At 68.5% G+C, this 15038-nt stretch carries 18 protein-coding genes, 1 tRNA gene and 1 pseudogene; 7 read left to right on the top strand and 13 right to left on the bottom strand.

Annotated elements, in window-relative coordinates:
• The 3 genes from AB0F17_RS63665 to AB0F17_RS63655 form a co-directional block, all read left to right on the top strand.
• On the top strand, nucleotides 1-321 hold a 321-nt coding region (locus AB0F17_RS63665), incomplete at its 5' end, for an ABC transporter permease subunit (protein ID WP_358046472.1).
• A 34-nt stretch (nucleotides 322-355) separates the two neighbouring features.
• Entirely contained in the window at nucleotides 356-1627 is a 1272-nt protein-coding gene (locus AB0F17_RS63660) for an extracellular solute-binding protein (RefSeq protein ID WP_358046469.1), read from the top strand.
• A gap of 65 nt (nucleotides 1628-1692) precedes the next feature.
• A complete protein-coding gene (locus AB0F17_RS63655; protein ID WP_358046466.1) occupies nucleotides 1693-2973 on the top strand; it encodes a Gfo/Idh/MocA family oxidoreductase in 1281 nt (426 codons plus the stop codon).
• Between the two features lie 65 nt (nucleotides 2974-3038).
• On the opposite strand, the gene AB0F17_RS63650 is transcribed toward AB0F17_RS63655, so the two are convergent.
• The 7 genes and pseudogenes from AB0F17_RS63650 to AB0F17_RS63620 all read right to left on the bottom strand — a co-directional run bounded on the left by AB0F17_RS63650 (nucleotide 3039) and on the right by AB0F17_RS63620 (nucleotide 8152).
• On the bottom strand, nucleotides 3039-3638 hold the full coding sequence (locus tag AB0F17_RS63650; RefSeq protein WP_358046463.1) for a GNAT family N-acetyltransferase: 600 nt from the start codon (nucleotides 3636-3638) through the stop codon (nucleotides 3039-3041).
• Between the two features lie 145 nt (nucleotides 3639-3783).
• Nucleotides 3784-3870, bottom strand: a pseudogene (locus AB0F17_RS63645) (ATP-binding cassette domain-containing protein); the annotation flags it as partial.
• A gap of 13 nt (nucleotides 3871-3883) precedes the next feature.
• Nucleotides 3884-4852 (bottom strand): NlpC/P60 family protein, encoded by a 969-nt coding sequence (locus AB0F17_RS63640; protein ID WP_358046461.1) that lies wholly within the window; start codon nucleotides 4850-4852, stop codon nucleotides 3884-3886.
• A 268-nt stretch (nucleotides 4853-5120) separates the two neighbouring features.
• Nucleotides 5121-5516, bottom strand: coding sequence for a hypothetical protein (locus AB0F17_RS63635; RefSeq protein WP_358046458.1), 396 nt, complete (start codon nucleotides 5514-5516; stop codon nucleotides 5121-5123).
• Between the two features lie 77 nt (nucleotides 5517-5593).
• The gene (locus AB0F17_RS63630) at nucleotides 5594-6544 is read right to left on the bottom strand and encodes a M56 family metallopeptidase (protein ID WP_358046455.1); all 951 of its coding nucleotides are present in this window, start codon (nucleotides 6542-6544) and stop codon (nucleotides 5594-5596) included.
• Nucleotides 6541-6915 (bottom strand): BlaI/MecI/CopY family transcriptional regulator, encoded by a 375-nt coding sequence (locus AB0F17_RS63625; protein ID WP_358046453.1) that lies wholly within the window; start codon nucleotides 6913-6915, stop codon nucleotides 6541-6543. The genes AB0F17_RS63630 and AB0F17_RS63625 overlap by 4 nt, the downstream gene beginning before the upstream one ends.
• A 64-nt stretch (nucleotides 6916-6979) precedes the next feature.
• Nucleotides 6980-8152, bottom strand: coding sequence for an FAD-dependent oxidoreductase (locus AB0F17_RS63620; RefSeq protein WP_358046450.1), 1173 nt, complete (start codon nucleotides 8150-8152; stop codon nucleotides 6980-6982).
• 79 nt (nucleotides 8153-8231) lie between these two features.
• Here AB0F17_RS63620 and AB0F17_RS63615 point away from each other — a divergent pair, with 79 nt between their 5' ends.
• The 3 genes from AB0F17_RS63615 (at nucleotide 8232) to AB0F17_RS63605 (ending at nucleotide 9621) form a co-directional block, all read left to right on the top strand.
• Complete coding sequence (locus AB0F17_RS63615) at nucleotides 8232-8432, top strand: heavy metal-associated domain-containing protein (protein WP_358046447.1); 201 nt, start codon at nucleotides 8232-8234, stop codon at nucleotides 8430-8432.
• Nucleotides 8433-8548: 116 nt separating this feature from the next.
• Nucleotides 8549-8929 carry a hypothetical protein gene (locus AB0F17_RS63610; protein ID WP_358046444.1) on the top strand — a complete coding sequence of 127 codons (381 nt, stop codon included), beginning with the start codon at nucleotides 8549-8551 and terminating at the stop codon, nucleotides 8927-8929.
• A gap of 80 nt (nucleotides 8930-9009) precedes the next feature.
• Complete coding sequence (locus AB0F17_RS63605; RefSeq protein WP_358046442.1) at nucleotides 9010-9621, top strand: DUF305 domain-containing protein; 612 nt, start codon at nucleotides 9010-9012, stop codon at nucleotides 9619-9621.
• 75 nt (nucleotides 9622-9696) lie between these two features.
• Here AB0F17_RS63605 and AB0F17_RS63600 read toward each other — a convergent pair whose 3' ends face one another.
• The 5 genes from AB0F17_RS63600 to AB0F17_RS63580 form a co-directional block, all read right to left on the bottom strand.
• Nucleotides 9697-11214 (bottom strand): DHA2 family efflux MFS transporter permease subunit, encoded by a 1518-nt coding sequence (locus AB0F17_RS63600; RefSeq protein WP_358046439.1) that lies wholly within the window; start codon nucleotides 11212-11214, stop codon nucleotides 9697-9699.
• Nucleotides 11215-11385: a hypothetical protein gene (locus tag AB0F17_RS63595; RefSeq protein WP_358046436.1), complete on the bottom strand. Its 171-nt coding sequence runs from the start codon at nucleotides 11383-11385 to the stop codon at nucleotides 11215-11217. It lies immediately after the preceding gene.
• Nucleotides 11386-11511: 126 nt separating this feature from the next.
• Nucleotides 11512-12393, bottom strand: coding sequence for an MBL fold metallo-hydrolase (locus AB0F17_RS63590; protein WP_358046434.1), 882 nt, complete (start codon nucleotides 12391-12393; stop codon nucleotides 11512-11514).
• Between the two features lie 92 nt (nucleotides 12394-12485).
• Nucleotides 12486-13238 (bottom strand): dienelactone hydrolase family protein, encoded by a 753-nt coding sequence (locus AB0F17_RS63585; RefSeq protein WP_358046431.1) that lies wholly within the window; start codon nucleotides 13236-13238, stop codon nucleotides 12486-12488.
• 97 nt (nucleotides 13239-13335) lie between these two features.
• Nucleotides 13336-14340 (bottom strand): PDR/VanB family oxidoreductase, encoded by a 1005-nt coding sequence (locus AB0F17_RS63580; RefSeq protein WP_358046428.1) that lies wholly within the window; start codon nucleotides 14338-14340, stop codon nucleotides 13336-13338.
• A 196-nt stretch (nucleotides 14341-14536) separates the two neighbouring features.
• On the opposite strand from AB0F17_RS63580, the gene AB0F17_RS63575 reads away from it, so the two are divergent.
• Nucleotides 14537-14875, top strand: coding sequence for a hypothetical protein (locus AB0F17_RS63575; RefSeq protein ID WP_358046426.1), 339 nt, complete (start codon nucleotides 14537-14539; stop codon nucleotides 14873-14875).
• A 38-nt stretch (nucleotides 14876-14913) separates the two neighbouring features.
• Here the strand turns inward: AB0F17_RS63575 and AB0F17_RS63570 are convergent.
• Nucleotides 14914-14999, bottom strand: a tRNA-Leu gene (locus tag AB0F17_RS63570).
• Between the last annotated feature and the right edge of the window lie 39 nt (nucleotides 15000-15038).

Genomic DNA, 15038 nt, shown 5'->3' with positions numbered 1-15038 from the left:
GCCGCCTCCATCGACGGCGCGGGCTACTGGCGGATCTTCCTCCAGGTGATCCTCCCGCTCTGCACCCCGGCCCTCGCCACAACCGGCATCTTCACCTTCATCTGGACCTGGAATGACTTCTTCAGTCAGAACCTTTACCTCACGAACTCCGACAACCTCACGGTCGCCGTCGCGCTGCGCCAGTTCCTCGACTCCAGCGGTGAGTCCTCGTGGGGGCCGATGTTCGCGATGTCGATCGTGTCACTGGGGCCGATCTTCGGATTCTTCCTGGCCGGCCAGAAGTACCTGATCCGTGGTGTGGCGACCACCGGCCTGAAGTAACACCCCCCGCAACTCTCAACCAGGAGGTAGAGCCGTGAAGCCTAGGAAGATGTGGACGGTTGCCCTGCTCTCGGCCACCGTGCTGACGTCGGTCGCCGCCTGCGGCGACAGCGGCGACAAGGCCGCCGGAGACAAGGTCGAACTCCGCTTCTCGTACTGGGGCAGCGACTCCCGGCAGAAGCTCACCGAACAGGTGATCAAGAAGTTCGAGGAGAAGAACCCGACCATCAACGTCGAGGGCGACTTCTCTGACTTCGCCAACTACTACGAGAAACTCGCCACCAAGGTCGCGGCGAACGACGCCCCCGACGTCATGAGCATCGAGATCCGCGGTTTGGGCGAGTACGCCGGACGCGGCGCCCTGGCCGACATGGCGGGCAAGGTGACCACGACCGACTTCGACCAGCAGGCGCTCGCCGCCGGCAACATCGACGGCAAGCAGTACGCCATTCCCTCCGGCGTCAACGCCTTCTCCATGCTCGTCAACAAGGCGACGATCGAGAAGGCCAAGCAGAAGGTGCCCGACGACAAGAGCTGGACCTGGGACGACTGGATCAACCTGGCCAAGCAGATCAGCGCGAGCGGCACCGGCCTCACCGGAGCCGAGTACAACTACAACCCCGCCTGGCTGCAGATCTTCGCGGCCCAGCGTGGCGAGAAGCTCTACGACGGTAAGAAGCTGGGCGTCTCGCCTGACACGCTGAAGGCTTGGTGGGGCATCCACCAGCAGCTCATCCAGACCAAGGCCTCGCCTGACGCGGCCAAGAGCTCCGAGCTGATCGCGGGCGGGGTCGAACAGTCGCCGCTGGGCACCAACACGGGTGCGACGGGCATGTGGTGGAGCAACCAGCTCGGCGGCCTGTCCAAGGCGTCCGGTCAGGAGCTGACCCTGCTGCGCATGCCCAAGACGAAGGAGGCGACCACCAGCGGCATGTTCCTGCAGCCGTCGATGTTCTACACGGTCGCCGCCAAGTCCGAGCACCCCGCGGAAGCCGCCAAGTTCATCGACTTCATGACCAACGACCCGGACGCGGCCTCGATCCTGCTGAGCGACCGCGGCCTGCCGATCAACGCCAAGGTGCTCGCGGCCGTCAAGGACAAGCTGCCGGCCGTCGACCAGAAGACACTGGCCTTCATCGACGAGGTCAGGAGCGAGCTGAGCCCGATCGCCGCTCCGCCGAAGGGCGCCCTCCAGGTGGACGACATCCTCAAGCGCGTCACCGAGGAGGTCGTCTTCGCCAAGACGACACCGGACGCCGCCGCGCAGAAGTTCCTGACCGAGGCCAACGCCGCCCTCGCCGGCTGAGGCCGGTACCGCGGGGCCGGGGCCGTCAGCGGCTCCGGCCCGTCATTTCTACTCGGGGAGAGAAGTTGAGCACCAGGTACGCCTTCGTCGGCCTTGGTCACCGCGCCCGGATGTACGTCGACGCCCTGCTGGGCGACTGGCGGGACACCGGTACGATCGTCGGCCTCTGCGACACCAACCAGACCCGCATGGACTACTACGCCGAGCGCATCGGCGGCGAGGTGCCCCGCTTCCGTCCGGACGAGTTCGGCAAGCTGCTGGAGCTGGCCGACGCCGTCGTGGTCACCACGGTGGACGCGACGCACGCCCGCTACGTCGTCGCAGCCCTTGATGCGGGGCTCGACGTCATCGTGGAGAAACCTCTCACGGTGGACGCCGAGGGCTGCGAGGCCATCGCCTCCGCCGCCGAGCGCAACCCGGGCAAGCTGGTGGTGACCTTCAACTACCGCTACTCGCCGCGCAACTCGGCGGTGAAACGGCTGATCAGCGCGGGCGAGATCGGTGAGGTCACCTCGGTCCACTTCGAGTGGGCGCTCGACACCATCCACGGCGCCGACTACTTCCGCCGCTGGCACCGCGACAAGGTCAACTCAGGCGGCCTGCTCGTCCACAAGTCCACCCACCACTTCGACCTGGTCAACTGGTGGCTCGCAGCGGCACCCGAACTCGTCTTCGCCCAGACCGACCTGCGCTTCTACGGCCAGGCCCTGCCCCGAGGCCCGCGCCCCGACCGCGGCCAGGGCGCGCCCGGCCTGGGCACCGACCCCTTCATCCTCGACATCTCCACCGACGAGCGGCTCAAGCGCCTCTACCTGGACGCCGAGCACGAGGACGGCTACATCCGCGACCAGGACGTCTTCGGGCCAGGCGTGACCATCGACGACAACATGTCAGTCCTCGTCCGCTACGCGAACCGGGCCATGCTCACCTACTCCCTCACCGCGCACGCCCCCTTCGAGGGCTACCGGGTCGTCTTCAACGGCACGGCCGGACGCGTCGAGCTGGAGGTCTGCGAGCGATCGTGGACGCCGCCGCACGCCGCGATCGACCCGAGCGCCGCCACCAAGCAGCACGCGGCCGGAGCCTGGGAGCGGCTCACCCTGCACCGGCACTGGCAGGAGCGCGAGGAGATCCCGATCGAGCAGGGCGCGGGCGGTCACGGCGGCGGCGACCGGCTGCTGCTGGACGACGTCTTCCGCGGCCCCGGCGACGACCCGCTGGGCCGCCCGGCCGGGTACCGCGACGGCATCCGCAGTGTGCTGGTGGGAGCCGCGGCCACCCGCTCGGCCGCCACCGGCCGCGCCGTCCGCCTGATCGACGACGGCACCCGCCTGGCCGACGCCTGACCGACGGCCGGTCACCCCGACGGGTCGGCGCACCACCTGCGGGAACGCCGGCCCACGGGTCTTCGTCAGGTCCTTGCTTGCCGGCGGGGTGAGGAGCCAGGTCCACCCGCCTGTGAACCATGCAGGACGACCTTGGCGTCTCGTCCCAGCTCCAGGTACATCCGGACATCGTCGAAGCGAAGGTCACCTACCTCGATGACGTTGGGCAATCTGCCCCACTCGCGGAAGCCGAGTCGCTCGTAGAGCTCGATCGCGCCGAGGTTGTTGCCGCGCGCTCCCAGCGTCAGGGTTTCGATGCCGGCCTGTCGTGCGTGCTCGATGAGTGCGCTCACGATCAACCGGCCCAGTCCGAGTCCTCTCGCCGAGGGGTGCGCCATGATCTTCCCTATCTCGGCGGAGCGCGTGAAGATCGGCGCCGACCCACGCATCCAGAGCCCCATTCCTTCCACCTGTCCGTCCACAAGGGCCAGCGCCAAGGCCGCATCGTCGCGTCGTACGGCATCGAGCACGCCGGCCAGCCAGGCGTCGGCCTCGTCTCGGCCGGGTGGCTCCAGATAGCCGACCGCGCCTCCCGATTCGACGACGGCTCGCAAGACTCTGTGGATCTCGGCGCGGAGGGCTTCATCGGCGCTGACCGGCCAGAACAGCTCAATTTTCGGCTTCATATTCAACCCATTATGGCTAGAAATACCGACATTCTCGGTCAGCGATTCGCGGAACCGGCTCCTCCGGGCGGCGAGTGAGGCCAGACGAGAACATGCCTGTTCGTAGGCGAGGATCTCCCGGACCGTCAGGCGCCAGGCGCGGCGGTTCGTCGGCGAGCAGCACGGCCGGGTCGTTGGCCAGGGCGCGAGCGATGGCCGCGCCCTGCTGCTGCCCGCCGGACAGTGCGGAGGGCGGCACGGTGAGGTCAGGGGCGGATCGCGCCGAGCAGGCGGGCGCGCCAGTAGTCGTCGAGGTCGACCACCTTGATGACGTCTCCGGTCTGCGGCGCGTGGACCATTTTCCCGTCTCCCGCGTACATGCCCATGTGTCCCAGCCCCTTGCTGAAGAGCAGGTCTCCGGGCTGCAGCTCGTCCAGCCCCACGCGACGGCTGGCGCCCCAGCTCCACTGGGTGTAGGTCGTGCGAGTCAACTCGACCCCCGCGGTACGCCAGGCGGCCTGGGTGAGGCCGGAGCAGTCATAGGAGTTCGGTCCCGTGCCGCCCCATTGGTAGGGCTTGCCCACCTGGGCGAAGGCGAACTGGAGCGCGATGCGGGCGTTACCGGAGGCCGGGCCGGTGTACTTGATGCCCGTGCTGTTGGGGTCGCCGGACTGGAAGGCGCCCAGCTTGCGCAGGATCTTGGTCTGTTCGGCGACCAGCTTCTCGACTTCCGTCTTCTCCCCGCGTACCTTGTCGCGCGCGTCGTCGGCCTCGGCCAGGACGGTCTTGGCGTCATTGCGCCGATCGCGCAGGTCCTTGGTGGTCGCCTCATAGGCGCGTAGTTTCGCCACCCTGGCCTGCGTCATCTGGTCGAGTGAGGCCATGCCGCTCAGCGTCGTCTCAGGGGCGCCCTCGACGACAAACCTCTGCCAGCCCGCGAACTCGCCGAACTGGTAGTTGTTCACCGCCACCGCCACGAGGTCCCTGCGCAGGGCGTCGGCTTGCACGCCCTTGCGACCGACCTCGGCGTTGAGGGCGTCGTACTTCCCCTTGGCCTTCGTGTAGCTCTCGGTGGCCTGGTTGTACTGCTCGACCACCTTGTCGGCCCGTTCGTTGAGCTTCACCAGCTTCGCTCTGGCTTTGGCCTTGGCCTGTGGAGTGGGCGTCGGCGCGGCGAGGGCGCTGCCTGGGCTGGAGATCAATGCCACCAGCGCCAGCGCCACAACCACTGCCATCCGCCCAAGCCTTGTCGGCACGGCCACTACGATGCCTCCTCGTAACTATCTAACCTGGGGCGTAAGAGTACAGAAGTGAACGGGGCTGCTGGCCTGTTCGCAGCTTTTTTTGCTGGGAGCGGTCGGTACTATCTCTCATAGGGGCGAAGCCGGTACCCGCATTCGATCACCCAGTCGCGCGACGACGTGTTGCTCCGTTGCCCACTACAGACCGCTGACGTCCAGGACCGCGGTGCCGCACTCCTTGCCGGGATCATGCTGTGCGTGTTCAGCGCGCGGGGGTGTAGGCCGTGACGAAGGTTCTGCCGCCGTCCTTGGACTCCAGGACGGTGCCGTTGTCCAGGGCGGCCAGCAGTCGCCGGCGGTCCACGGCGGTGAAGGCGGCGGCCTGGCCGGGGAGCTTGCCGGTCGCGGTCCAGGTGGCGCCGCCGTCCACGCTGCGCCAGACCTTCGAGGTCTGGCTGTCGAAGGCGTACAGGTTCTCGCCTGCGAGCTGGATCGAGTGGAAGTCGGCGGTGCCGTCCTGCGAGATCGTCTTCCAGGTGGTGCCCGCGTCGGTGGAGCGGATGAGGCCGAGGTGCGGCGGGCGATCCGGTGAGACGTTCTCGGCGGAGGGGTGGCCGCTGGCCAGGAAGGAATTCGGGCCGGTGATGGTGAAGCCCATGTGGTCCTGGTTTCGGTCGGCGACGCGGGTGAGAGCGGTGGGGGAGGTGACCTTGAAGAGCCCGTGGTGCCCGGCGGTCAGAGGGAGAGGAACTCGTGGCAGTGGTGGGCGAGGAACGCGCTCACTCCCGGCACCAATGCCAACGCGGTGGGGCCCGCGAGCAGCAGTGTCACCGAGAGCATCCCCGCCAGACGTTCCCAGCGGTCGAGCGGGGCGTGCGGACCCAGCATCCGGCGTACCCGGGCCAGCGCCGTCGCGCCGCCGGCACCCAGCGCGAACGCGGGCGCCTCGCCCGTCGCGAGCCGCACCAGCGCGGCGGCGATGTGGACACGCGGGTGGCGGCGGGCCGCGACGTCGTCGGCCAGCAGTTCGACCAGCCGGGCGATCTCTGTCCGCGCCCGCGCGAACAGTGGTACACCGGGGAAGGCCCGGGTCAAGGTGTCGGCGGCGGCCAGCACCAGGTGGTGGTGTCCGCGCAGGTGGGCCTGTTCGTGGGCGAGCACGGCGGCGACCTGCTCGGGGGCCAGTGATCGCAGCGCGCCGGTGGTGATGACGGCGTGCCCGTTTCTTCCAGGAAGGCAGTACGCCAGGCGCTCGTCGTAGTCGACCACAACCGCATCCAGATCACGGTCGTGGCGGCCCAGGAGGGCGAGCGCGTTGGCGTGCCGCCGGCGTTCCCTGCGGGTGCCGAGCAGGACCGCCGCACCCGCGTACGTCAGGCGTGCCAAGAGGAGCCCGCTGACGGCGACGCTGACGCGGGTGCTGGTGGTGCTGAGGGTCGCCCCGTCGTTCAGCAGCATGGCGCAGGCCTCGAACAGCCCTGCCAGCCCGTGCCCCACCACGGAGGCGGGCACGGCCGCGGCGAACGCTGACAGCAGCGCCGAGGCGACCACGGACGCGCTCGCCGCCTGCCACATCGCGATCGCCAGTCTCGGCGCCCGGTCGGCCCAGGCGGCCCGGGCCAGCAGCTTCGGCAGGAGCGCGGCCGCGGAAATCCCGTACAGCGCGAGGATGACCGCCACCGTCATGAGCTGCGCCTCGCTCGCGGGTAGACCTGAAGAGCCGTCTCCAGCGCGCTGGTCTCCTCGGGGCTGAGCCGTTCGAGGAAGTGCACCAACGTGGCAGCCTGGTTGCCGCTCCTGGCCAGTGAATCGCGCATCACGTCGGCGGTGTAGGCCTCCTTCGACGACACGGCTTCGTAGACGTAGGCCCGGCCGACCGGCTTGCGCTTGAGCAGCCCCTTGGTGTGGAGCTTGTCCATCACGGTCATCACGGTCGTGTAGGCGAGAGTGCGATCTTCAAGCAGGTGTTCGAGGACGTCTCGGACCGAGGCCGGCTCCTTGACGGCCCACATGCGGTCCATGATCGTGGACTCCAGCTGTCCCAGGCCGCGCACCATCAGACGGTCTCCTCTATCTGCGGTCCGTCTCATGCTACCGAGGATCGTAGATTGCGCCCACGGGTCACGTGAGAGAGTCCAGCCGGTCGGCCGCCGCGGTGGCGCGCTTGAGACGGATCAGGTCCTTGGGGGCGTTCACGGCGACCGCGCCGACGAGCACGCCGTTCCTGGCGAAGGCGATCGCGAAGCGGTCCTCTCCGGGTGATCCGGTCACGATGTGTGATGCGTCGGCAAGGTGCGGCAGTCCGGCGGTCTGGATGCGGGCGCCGTGCATGTGGGTGGCGAAGGAGGGCAGGTCGGCATAGGGCTTGGCGTTCTCCGGGCCTGCGAGCAGGTTGAGTGCGGCGAGAGCGCCCTGGTCGCTGGCGTTCGCCCAGTGCTCGACGCGTACGAGTTCGCCGCCGAACAGGGTGTGCGGCCAGCGCGCGACGTCGCCCGCCGCGACCATGTTCGGGGCGGCGAACAAGGTCTCGTCGCACACCACGCCGTCGCTCAGCGTCAGGCCGCTGCTCTCCAACCAGCCGGTGTTCGGGATCACGCCCATGCCCGCGATGACCAGGTCGGCAGGGAGCGTACGGCCGTCGCTCAACCGCACGCCTGTCACCCGGCCGTCGACCTCGAAGCCGGTGACGCGGGTCTTGCTGACCAGGTCGACGCCGTTGTCCCGGTGGTGGTGGGCGAGCCAGCGGGCGGCCTCGGCGCCCAGGACGTTCGTCATGGGGTACGGGGAGGCGTCGACAAGGGTGACGTCGTGGCCGAGGGCGCGGGCGGTCGAGGCGACCTCGCCGCCGATGAAACCGCCGCCGATGACGACCACGTGCTCGTGTCCGGCTCGCAGTTCGGCGCGCAGGGCCAAGGAGTCCTCGACGGTGCGCAGCGTGTGGACGCCCTCGGGGTGGGAGGGAAGGCGTCGGGGGCGGGCGCCGGTGGCGATGATGAGCCCGTCGTAGCCGATCTCTGAGCCGTCGTCCAGGGTGAGTCGCCGGCCGGCCGCGTTCAGCCGTACCGCCTGGCGGCCCTTGAGCCACTGGTCGCCGAGGTCCTCGGCGCCGGGCAAGGTGATCTCGTCGTCGGCTCTCAGCATGCTCTTGGACAGGGGCGGGCGGTTGTAGGGCAGGTGGTGTTCCGCGCCGATCAGGGTGATGTCGCCGGCGAAGCCTTCCTTCCTGAGCGTCTGTACGGCGCGCAGCCCGGCCAGGGAGGCGCCGACGACGGCGATGGTGTTCAGCGTTCTCATGGCCGCGGACTATACCTAGTAGGGGTATATGGTGCAAAATACCCCCGAGGGGTTAGTTTTCGAAATAAGAGGAGATGCCATGAGCAGCACGTACAAGGTGAGCGGCATGACCTGCGGCGGATGCGCGGGCAAGGTCAAGGAGGAGATCGCCAAGGTGGACGGGGTCACCGGCGTCGAGGTGGACCTGACCAGCGGCACGGTCACCGTGGCCGGGTCCGCCGAGGAGACCCGCCTCCGCGACGCCGTCGAAGAGGCCGGCTACGAGCTGACCGCCGTCTGAACCGTACTTCTGCTGAACGGCTGCCTGCCGGGTGCCGTAACTCTCCACAGTGGCACCCGGCAGGCCGCTACGATGCTCGCTAGTAGAAGTTCGGTGGGGGAAGGCTGGTGGGAGTCGTGGAGCGGCGTCTCGCGTTGCGGGTCGTGCGCGGCTTCCTGCTCGTCATCCTCGCCTTGGGCGTGTACGGGATGCACACGCTGGGCCATGTCGAGGGTGGGCACGGCGGTTCGTCGGCCGCGGGCATGGTGCGGGAGTTCGTTCCCGAGGGGATGCGGGCTTTCGTTCCCGAAGGCGGCATGCCTGGGCTCGATCCGACGAGCGTGTGCCTGGCCGTGCTGACCTCGTTCGTGATCGTGCTGGTGCTGGCCGCCTGGATCAAGGCGAGGCGCCGGACCTTCCGCGACCCATGGTCGCTCTCACCTGTTCAACAGGTCGCCAGGCCGCCGCCCAAGCGCACCTCCTTGCGCCTTGCACGTCTCTCGATGTTGCTCATATAGGCCCCTGCTTCGCGCGGACGGACTCCGAGGCTGTCCGCGATCAGGCCGGAGGTCCCAACCAACCGAGAGATCAGACAATCATGCACAAGATTTCGTACGCCGTCGCCGCAGGCGCACTCGCCCTGCTCACCGCATGCGGCAGCAGCGGCTCCGACGGCGACTCGGCCGGGCACGACGAGATGGCGAGCGGCAACGCCCCGGCCGCCGTCACGACCAGCGCCCAGCCATCGGAGTCGGCGACGTTCAACGATGCGGACGTGATGTTCGCGCAGATGATGATCCCGCACCACGAACAGGCGGTCGACATGGCCGACATGGCCTCGACGCGCGGCACCGACGCCGAGGTCAAGGAACTGGCAACCAAGATCAAGGCGGCCCAGGACCCGGAGATCCAGACCATGAAGGGCTGGCTCACCGACTGGGGCAAGTCCGCGCCCGAGGGCGGTATGGGACACGCCATGCCGGGCGTCATGTCCGAGGAGGACATGACGAAGCTGGAGGCGGCCAAGGGCAAGGCGTTCGACAAGCTGTTCGCCGAGCAGATGATCGCCCACCACAAGGGTGCGATCGAGATGGCCGAGACCGAGCAGACCAGCGGCTCGAACCCGAAGGCCAAGGAGCTGGCCAAGACCATCGAGACCGCCCAGCAGGCCGAGGTCGAGCAGTTGCAGAAGATCGTCGACAGGCTCTGACGACGCGAGGTCCGCCCGGGCGCGCACATGTGCCCGGGCGGTCTCATCTTGAGCACTACGGCTCCTGAGCCGACCTCACCCTCGACCGGTTGCCCCCGTTCGATGATCAAGCGAGGCCCTGAGGTCCACGGGCACAGCAGTTGCATCGTCGGCAGGCTCGGGAGTGTCCGGACGTGGGTTCTTGCGGCGCATCGCGTTAGCCGCCAGAGTGCTCAGGAGAAGGACGGCTATCAGCGGAAGCAGGGTCTCCCTCGCGGCCTGGGTGAGGCCGTTCCGTACAGCCTGTTCGGCGAGTTGCTGCCCCAGGTGGGCCAGGTGCGCGGGCAGGGTCAGGGAAGTGTCGGCGGTGTGGCCGGGACTTCCTTGGCTGGTCTCGGCGGCTCGGCGCATGCCCTCCAGGAAATCCGGCCGGTTGACGGCCGGCAACTGCTTGGCCGCGGTCTTCGCCTCGTCGGCCACGGATGCCGCGATGCGTGTCTGGAGCAGTACGCCGATGGTGGCGCTGCCCGCGACCGCGCCCATCTGACGGGCCGTGAAGAAGATGCCGGAGGCGGCGCCGCGCTGTTCGGGCCGAACGGAGCCCATGGCGATGGTGTTGACGGGGACGAGGACGAAGCCCATGCCGAGCCCGCACACCAGCAGGCCGGGGATCAGCTGCCACGGTGGGATGTCCGCGGAAGCCTGGAGCGCGATGAGGCCCAGGCCGAGCGCCATGCCGAACAGTCCGGACATCACCAGGTACTTGGCGTTCACTCGGTCCGAGAGGTGGCCGATGAACGGGGCCATCAGCCCGGACACCAGCGCCATCGGCGCGGTGAGCAGGCCGGCTTCGGTGGGCGACAGGCCGAGCGCGGACTGCAAGTAGATGACCAGCGGCAGGAACATGCCGGTCATCGCGAAGCCGAGGGCTGTGGTGGTGAGGGTGCCTGCGGAGAAGTTCCGGTCGCCGAAGACGCGCAGGGGCACCAGGGGCTCGTTGCGGTTGACGCGCTGCCAGACCACGAAGGCGACGAGCAGCGCAGCCCCGGCGGCAATGATCTCGATCACGGTGATGGGGCCGAGGATTTCGCCCCAGTCGTACTGCTTGCCGTTCTGGATGCCGAACACGATCAGGAACAGCCCGGCGGCGGAGAGCAGGATGCCGGGTGCGTCGAAGCGGTGTGCGTGGCCTGGCCGCCAGTCCGGGATCGCCAGCAGGCTCAGGGCAAGCGTCGCGAGGCCGACGAGGACGTTGACGTAGAAGATCCACTGCCAGCCGAGGGTGTCCACCAGGATGCCGCCGAGGAGAGGGCCGGTGACGGTGGCCAGGCCGGCGGCCCCGCCCAGGATGCCCATCGCCCGGCCGCGGTTGTGGTCGCGGAACAGGTGAGTGATGAGCGTCAGGGTCTGCGGGGTCAGCAGCGCCGCGCCCAGTCCCTGCGCGCCGCGGGCGGCGATCAGCGTCTCGACGGTGGCGGAGAGGGCGCAGGCGAGGGAGGCGGCGGTGAAGACCGCGAGTCCCGTGAGGAACACCCTCCTGAGGCCGTAGCGGTCGCCGAGGCGGCTGGTGAACAGCATGGGCACGGCGTAGCTGAGCAGGTAGGCGCTGGCCACCTACACGACGGAGTTGAGCCCGGTGTTCAGGCTGCGGACCATGGTCGGTACGGCCACGGACACGATCGAGGTGTCCACCACGATCATGAAGAGCCCCAGGGACAGGGCGGCCAGCGCGGCCCAGGAGCGGGTGCGGCCAGTCCTGGGTTCGGGTGTTGGTATGTCAGACATCGCTCAGCCAGCCTCGTGATGGGGTGGGTCCGGTCGCGCGCCGGCCCGACCGCCGCGGTGGGCGGGCCCAGGGGCGCTTCTCGCGATCGCTCCTGGGCCCGGTGGGGATGCTCCGCGTTCAGCCCGTCAGTAGCGGACCGCCCCGTAGTCGACCTCCTCCGCGGGGAGGTAATGCAGATCGCCGTGACCTGGCAGTACCCACTCGAAGGTCAGCTCCTCGGCCCCGCGGGCCACCGACCCGGCAAGGGTCTTGATCGAGTCGTAGACGACGCTGTGAGCCACTTCCAGGGTCTGCTGGGAGTTCGACCAGAAGAACGCGTCGCCGGTGAAGCAGTACTTCTCGTCGGCGATGAAGAGCGTGCTGCCTTCGGTGTGTCCGGGGAAGGGGTGGGCGATGACGCCGGGGCCGATCTCGACCGGGTCCGTGCCGCGGATGATGTGGTCGGCGTCGGGCAGGGAGTGCAGGTCCCCCTCGTGGATCCACAGCCTGGCGCCGAAGGCGTCGGCGTACTTGCGCGCGTGCGCGACGTGATCGAGGTGGGTGATCAGCACGTCGGTGATCTTCCCGGCCTTCTCCTCGTAGCGGCGGGCGAGTGCGGGCCTCCAGCGAGGGGTGTCGATCATCATCGCGGTGCTGTCGGGACGGCGCAGGAGGTAGGAGGTGGCACCGTAGGTCTGCGGGGAGGCATGCCCGCACAGCAGGACGATCGCCTCCTCATCCAGGGCCTTCGGGTACGGGTCCGAGCTCGCGTCCAAGTCGTCGGCCGGTGGGTGGAGGGAACGGGTCGGGCAGGCGTGCGCGGCCATGTACAACTTCGCGACATCCGCCTCGGTCTCCGGCTGACGGATGACGGTCGACAGGCCGCCGTACTCTCCGCCCTCCTTGTAGGCGATCATGCCGGGGGCGAGCTGACGGGCGATGTTGCAGTTCAGACAGCGGTCGTCGACGTGCCAGCCTTTCTCCGCGTCCGCCGCCGGGGTGCCTTGCTCTGCCTGGGTGGTGCTCATGAACTCCACTCTCATGGGAGGGGAGCGCCCGGCGATCGAGCGCTCGATGTGATGGTGCCGAGGACTTCGGGGGTACGGGCACATGCCGTACATCACCGGGCAGTCGATGGCGGCTTGAGATGGGTGTCGAAGAAGGTCTCGATGCGCTGCCACGCATCGGCGGCCGCTTCTGGGTGCGGGCCCATGCCGGTCACGCGGAACAGCGGCCGCAGCAGGCGCGGGCCGACTTCCGCGTCGTTCAGGAAGGCGTGCCCGGCCTGCGGGTACTCCTTCACGTCGTGCACGATGCCGAGCCGCCCAAGCGCCGAATCCAGCTTTGCCGCGGCTCCCTTGAGCATTCGGTCCCGTCCGCCGTAGCTCGCGACGACGGGGCAAGCCCCGGCCAGGGTCTCGTCCAGGTTCCTGGGGAGCATGCCGTAGTTGGCGGAGGCCGCGTCGAAACTGCCGCTCCCCGCGGACATCAAGGCGAAGGCACCGCCCATGCAGAAGCCGATGATGCCCACCGCTCCGGTGCAGTCGGGGCTCTCAGCCAGGAAAGTCCGGGCCGCGGTGATGTCCTGATACGCCCGGCCGCGGCCGGACGACGACGCCCGCATGGTCGGCACAAGGCAGCGCCCGACACCGCCCTCCGTGAACAGATCCGGCAGCAGAGCCAGATAACCGGCGCGGGCGAGCCGCTGCGCCTGCCGCAGCATGACGTCGTCGACCCCGAGCGCCTCGTGCACGACGACCACACCGGGCCAGGGCCCCGGACCCTCGGGCCGGGCCAGGTGTCCGGTCAGCCGCCGGGAGCCCCCGGCCGGGGCGCTGAGCTGACTCAGGTCGACGCTTTCAGGAACGGACATGGAATTCTCCCGATTCTCCGGCGGGCATGAGCGTGCGCTTCGTCTGTCGCAGAGGTGTACTTCTCACGGAAAGCAGCGGTCAAGGGCGACAGAGCCGTCACAGATCGAGGACCAGCCTGGGGCCGCGGGAGCGGGAGACGCAGATCATCATCGTCTCGCCGGACTCCCGCTCTTCCGTGCTGAGTACAGAGTCGCGGTGGTCGGGCTCGCCCTTCAGTACCTCTGTCTCGCAGGTGCCGCAGATGCCTTCGGCGCAGGAGTAGAGCACGGAGACCCCAGCCTCTCGCGCCGCTTCCAGCACGCTCTTGCCTGGCGGCACGTGAAGGGTGCGCCCGGACCGGGACAGGACCACCTCGAACGCACCGGCGTCCGCCGCCGTCTCCTCCTGCTCCTTGGCCTGGAACCGCTCCACCCGCAGCGCCCCGGACGGCCACGCGCGGCATCGTTCCTCGACTGCGGCCAGCAGCGGCTCGGGGCCACAGCAGTAGACCAGGGTGTCGGTGTCCGGCTCGCCGAGATAGCCGTCGAGGTCGAGCAGACCGTGCTGGTCCTGCGGACGGATGGCCACGGCTGCCCCGTACCCGGCCAGTTCGTCCAGGAAGGCCATCGAGGAGCGCGTCCGGCCGCCGTACAGCAGCCGCCACCGCGCCCCGGCGGCCTCTGCCGCGGCGATCATCGGCAGCACCGGAGTGATGCCGATGCCACCCGCCACGAACAGGTAGCGATCGGCCGGCCGCAGGACGAAGGTGTTGCGCGGTCCCCGGACCCGCAGCGGCGTGCCGGCGTGGAGCTTGCCGTGCACATAGGCCGAGCCGCCGCGGCTGTCCGGGACGCGCAGCACGCCGATGCGCCACGACGAACGGTCTCCGGGGTCGCCGCACAGCGAGTAATGCCGGACCAGGCCGTTGTCGAGCAGCAGGCCGATGTGGGCACCAGGCTGCCACTTCGGGAGCGGCTCGCCATCCGGGCGACGAAGCGTCAAGCAGGCGACACCGTCGGCGACTTCGGCCCGTTCTGTGACGACGAGCGAACTCTCGTCCTCGGGAGTGGAGGGATTGCTCAACGTGGGTTCCGCCTTCGCAGGAGACAGAGCGATACCCATGCCACCGAGAAGAGGCCGGCGCACGAGCTGACGCTGGGGACAGGTCAGGTCATGGATCGCGCGACGGAAGGCATAGCGACGGAAGGCGGTTTCCGAGACGAACTCTAGCGGACCCATACCCCGTGCGTTATCAATTTGTTATCTCCAGGGTTGTGGCGAGCGCCTGACTCCAGCCGCTCTCACCTGACTCGCGGTCATGTCCGCTTTGGAGAGCTCGCCCCGGCTCGCGGACGCAGGCCGATCCGTCACCGAGTGTGAGCGCAAGCCGGTGGGCTGTCGCGCAGCTCTTGATGCCGGGACCGACCCGGTGGTGGTGGCCGGCTGGATCACCGAGACAGAAGCCAGGCGAAAGGTCGAGCAGATGCGCCTGGACCAGGCGATCGCCAAGGTTCCTAAAAGACTTACCGGGGAGGAGATCGCTGCCATGGCTACCGAGCACGGCGACCTTCGAAAACTGCTCCACAGCGCCGATCCACAGGACAAGGCTGATGTGTACGAGCAACTCGGCCTTATGACCCGGCCCAAAAAAAATTGATCGCCAGAGCTCAGCTCAGGCGATCATGTATCAAATTGTGTCCGAGGGGGGACTTGAACCCCCATGCCCCGCAAAGGGCACTAGCACCTCAAGCTAGCGCGTCTGCCTATTCCGCCACCCGGACTTGGTGCCTGCACGCGAGACCGTCATCCCGCGTCGGCTC

The sequence above is a fragment of the Nonomuraea sp. NPDC026600 genome, assembly GCF_040638335.1.
Lineage (GTDB): Bacteria > Actinomycetota > Actinomycetes > Streptosporangiales > Streptosporangiaceae > Nonomuraea.
Note: the sequence above shows the minus strand (reverse complement) of the source record. Positions and strands in the feature narration are given on the sequence as shown.

Bases quoted from the DNA above. Each gene is read 5' to 3' on its own strand.
- AB0F17_RS63635 (WP_358046458.1), bottom strand. From the start codon at position 5,516: ATGGGCTTCACCATCACCGGCCCGAATTCCTTCCTGGCCAGCGGCCAC.
- AB0F17_RS63590 (WP_358046434.1), bottom strand. From the start codon at position 12,393: ATGAGCACCACCCAGGCAGAGCAAGGCACCCCGGCGGCGGACGCGGAG.
- AB0F17_RS63615 (WP_358046447.1), top strand. From the start codon at position 8,232: ATGAGCAGCACGTACAAGGTGAGCGGCATGACCTGCGGCGGATGCGCG.
- AB0F17_RS63605 (WP_358046442.1), top strand. From the start codon at position 9,010: ATGCACAAGATTTCGTACGCCGTCGCCGCAGGCGCACTCGCCCTGCTC.
- AB0F17_RS63650 (WP_358046463.1), bottom strand. From the start codon at position 3,638: ATGAAGCCGAAAATTGAGCTGTTCTGGCCGGTCAGCGCCGATGAAGCC.
- AB0F17_RS63580 (WP_358046428.1), bottom strand. From the start codon at position 14,340: ATGGGTATCGCTCTGTCTCCTGCGAAGGCGGAACCCACGTTGAGCAAT.
- AB0F17_RS63575 (WP_358046426.1), top strand. From the start codon at position 14,537: ATGTCCGCTTTGGAGAGCTCGCCCCGGCTCGCGGACGCAGGCCGATCC.
- AB0F17_RS63595 (WP_358046436.1), bottom strand. From the start codon at position 11,385: ATGTCTGACATACCAACACCCGAACCCAGGACTGGCCGCACCCGCTCC.
- AB0F17_RS63625 (WP_358046453.1), bottom strand. From the start codon at position 6,915: ATGGTGCGCGGCCTGGGACAGCTGGAGTCCACGATCATGGACCGCATG.
- AB0F17_RS63630 (WP_358046455.1), bottom strand. From the start codon at position 6,544: ATGACGGTGGCGGTCATCCTCGCGCTGTACGGGATTTCCGCGGCCGCG.
- AB0F17_RS63620 (WP_358046450.1), bottom strand. From the start codon at position 8,152: ATGAGAACGCTGAACACCATCGCCGTCGTCGGCGCCTCCCTGGCCGGG.
- AB0F17_RS63585 (WP_358046431.1), bottom strand. From the start codon at position 13,238: ATGTCCGTTCCTGAAAGCGTCGACCTGAGTCAGCTCAGCGCCCCGGCC.
- AB0F17_RS63640 (WP_358046461.1), bottom strand. From the start codon at position 4,852: ATGGCAGTGGTTGTGGCGCTGGCGCTGGTGGCATTGATCTCCAGCCCA.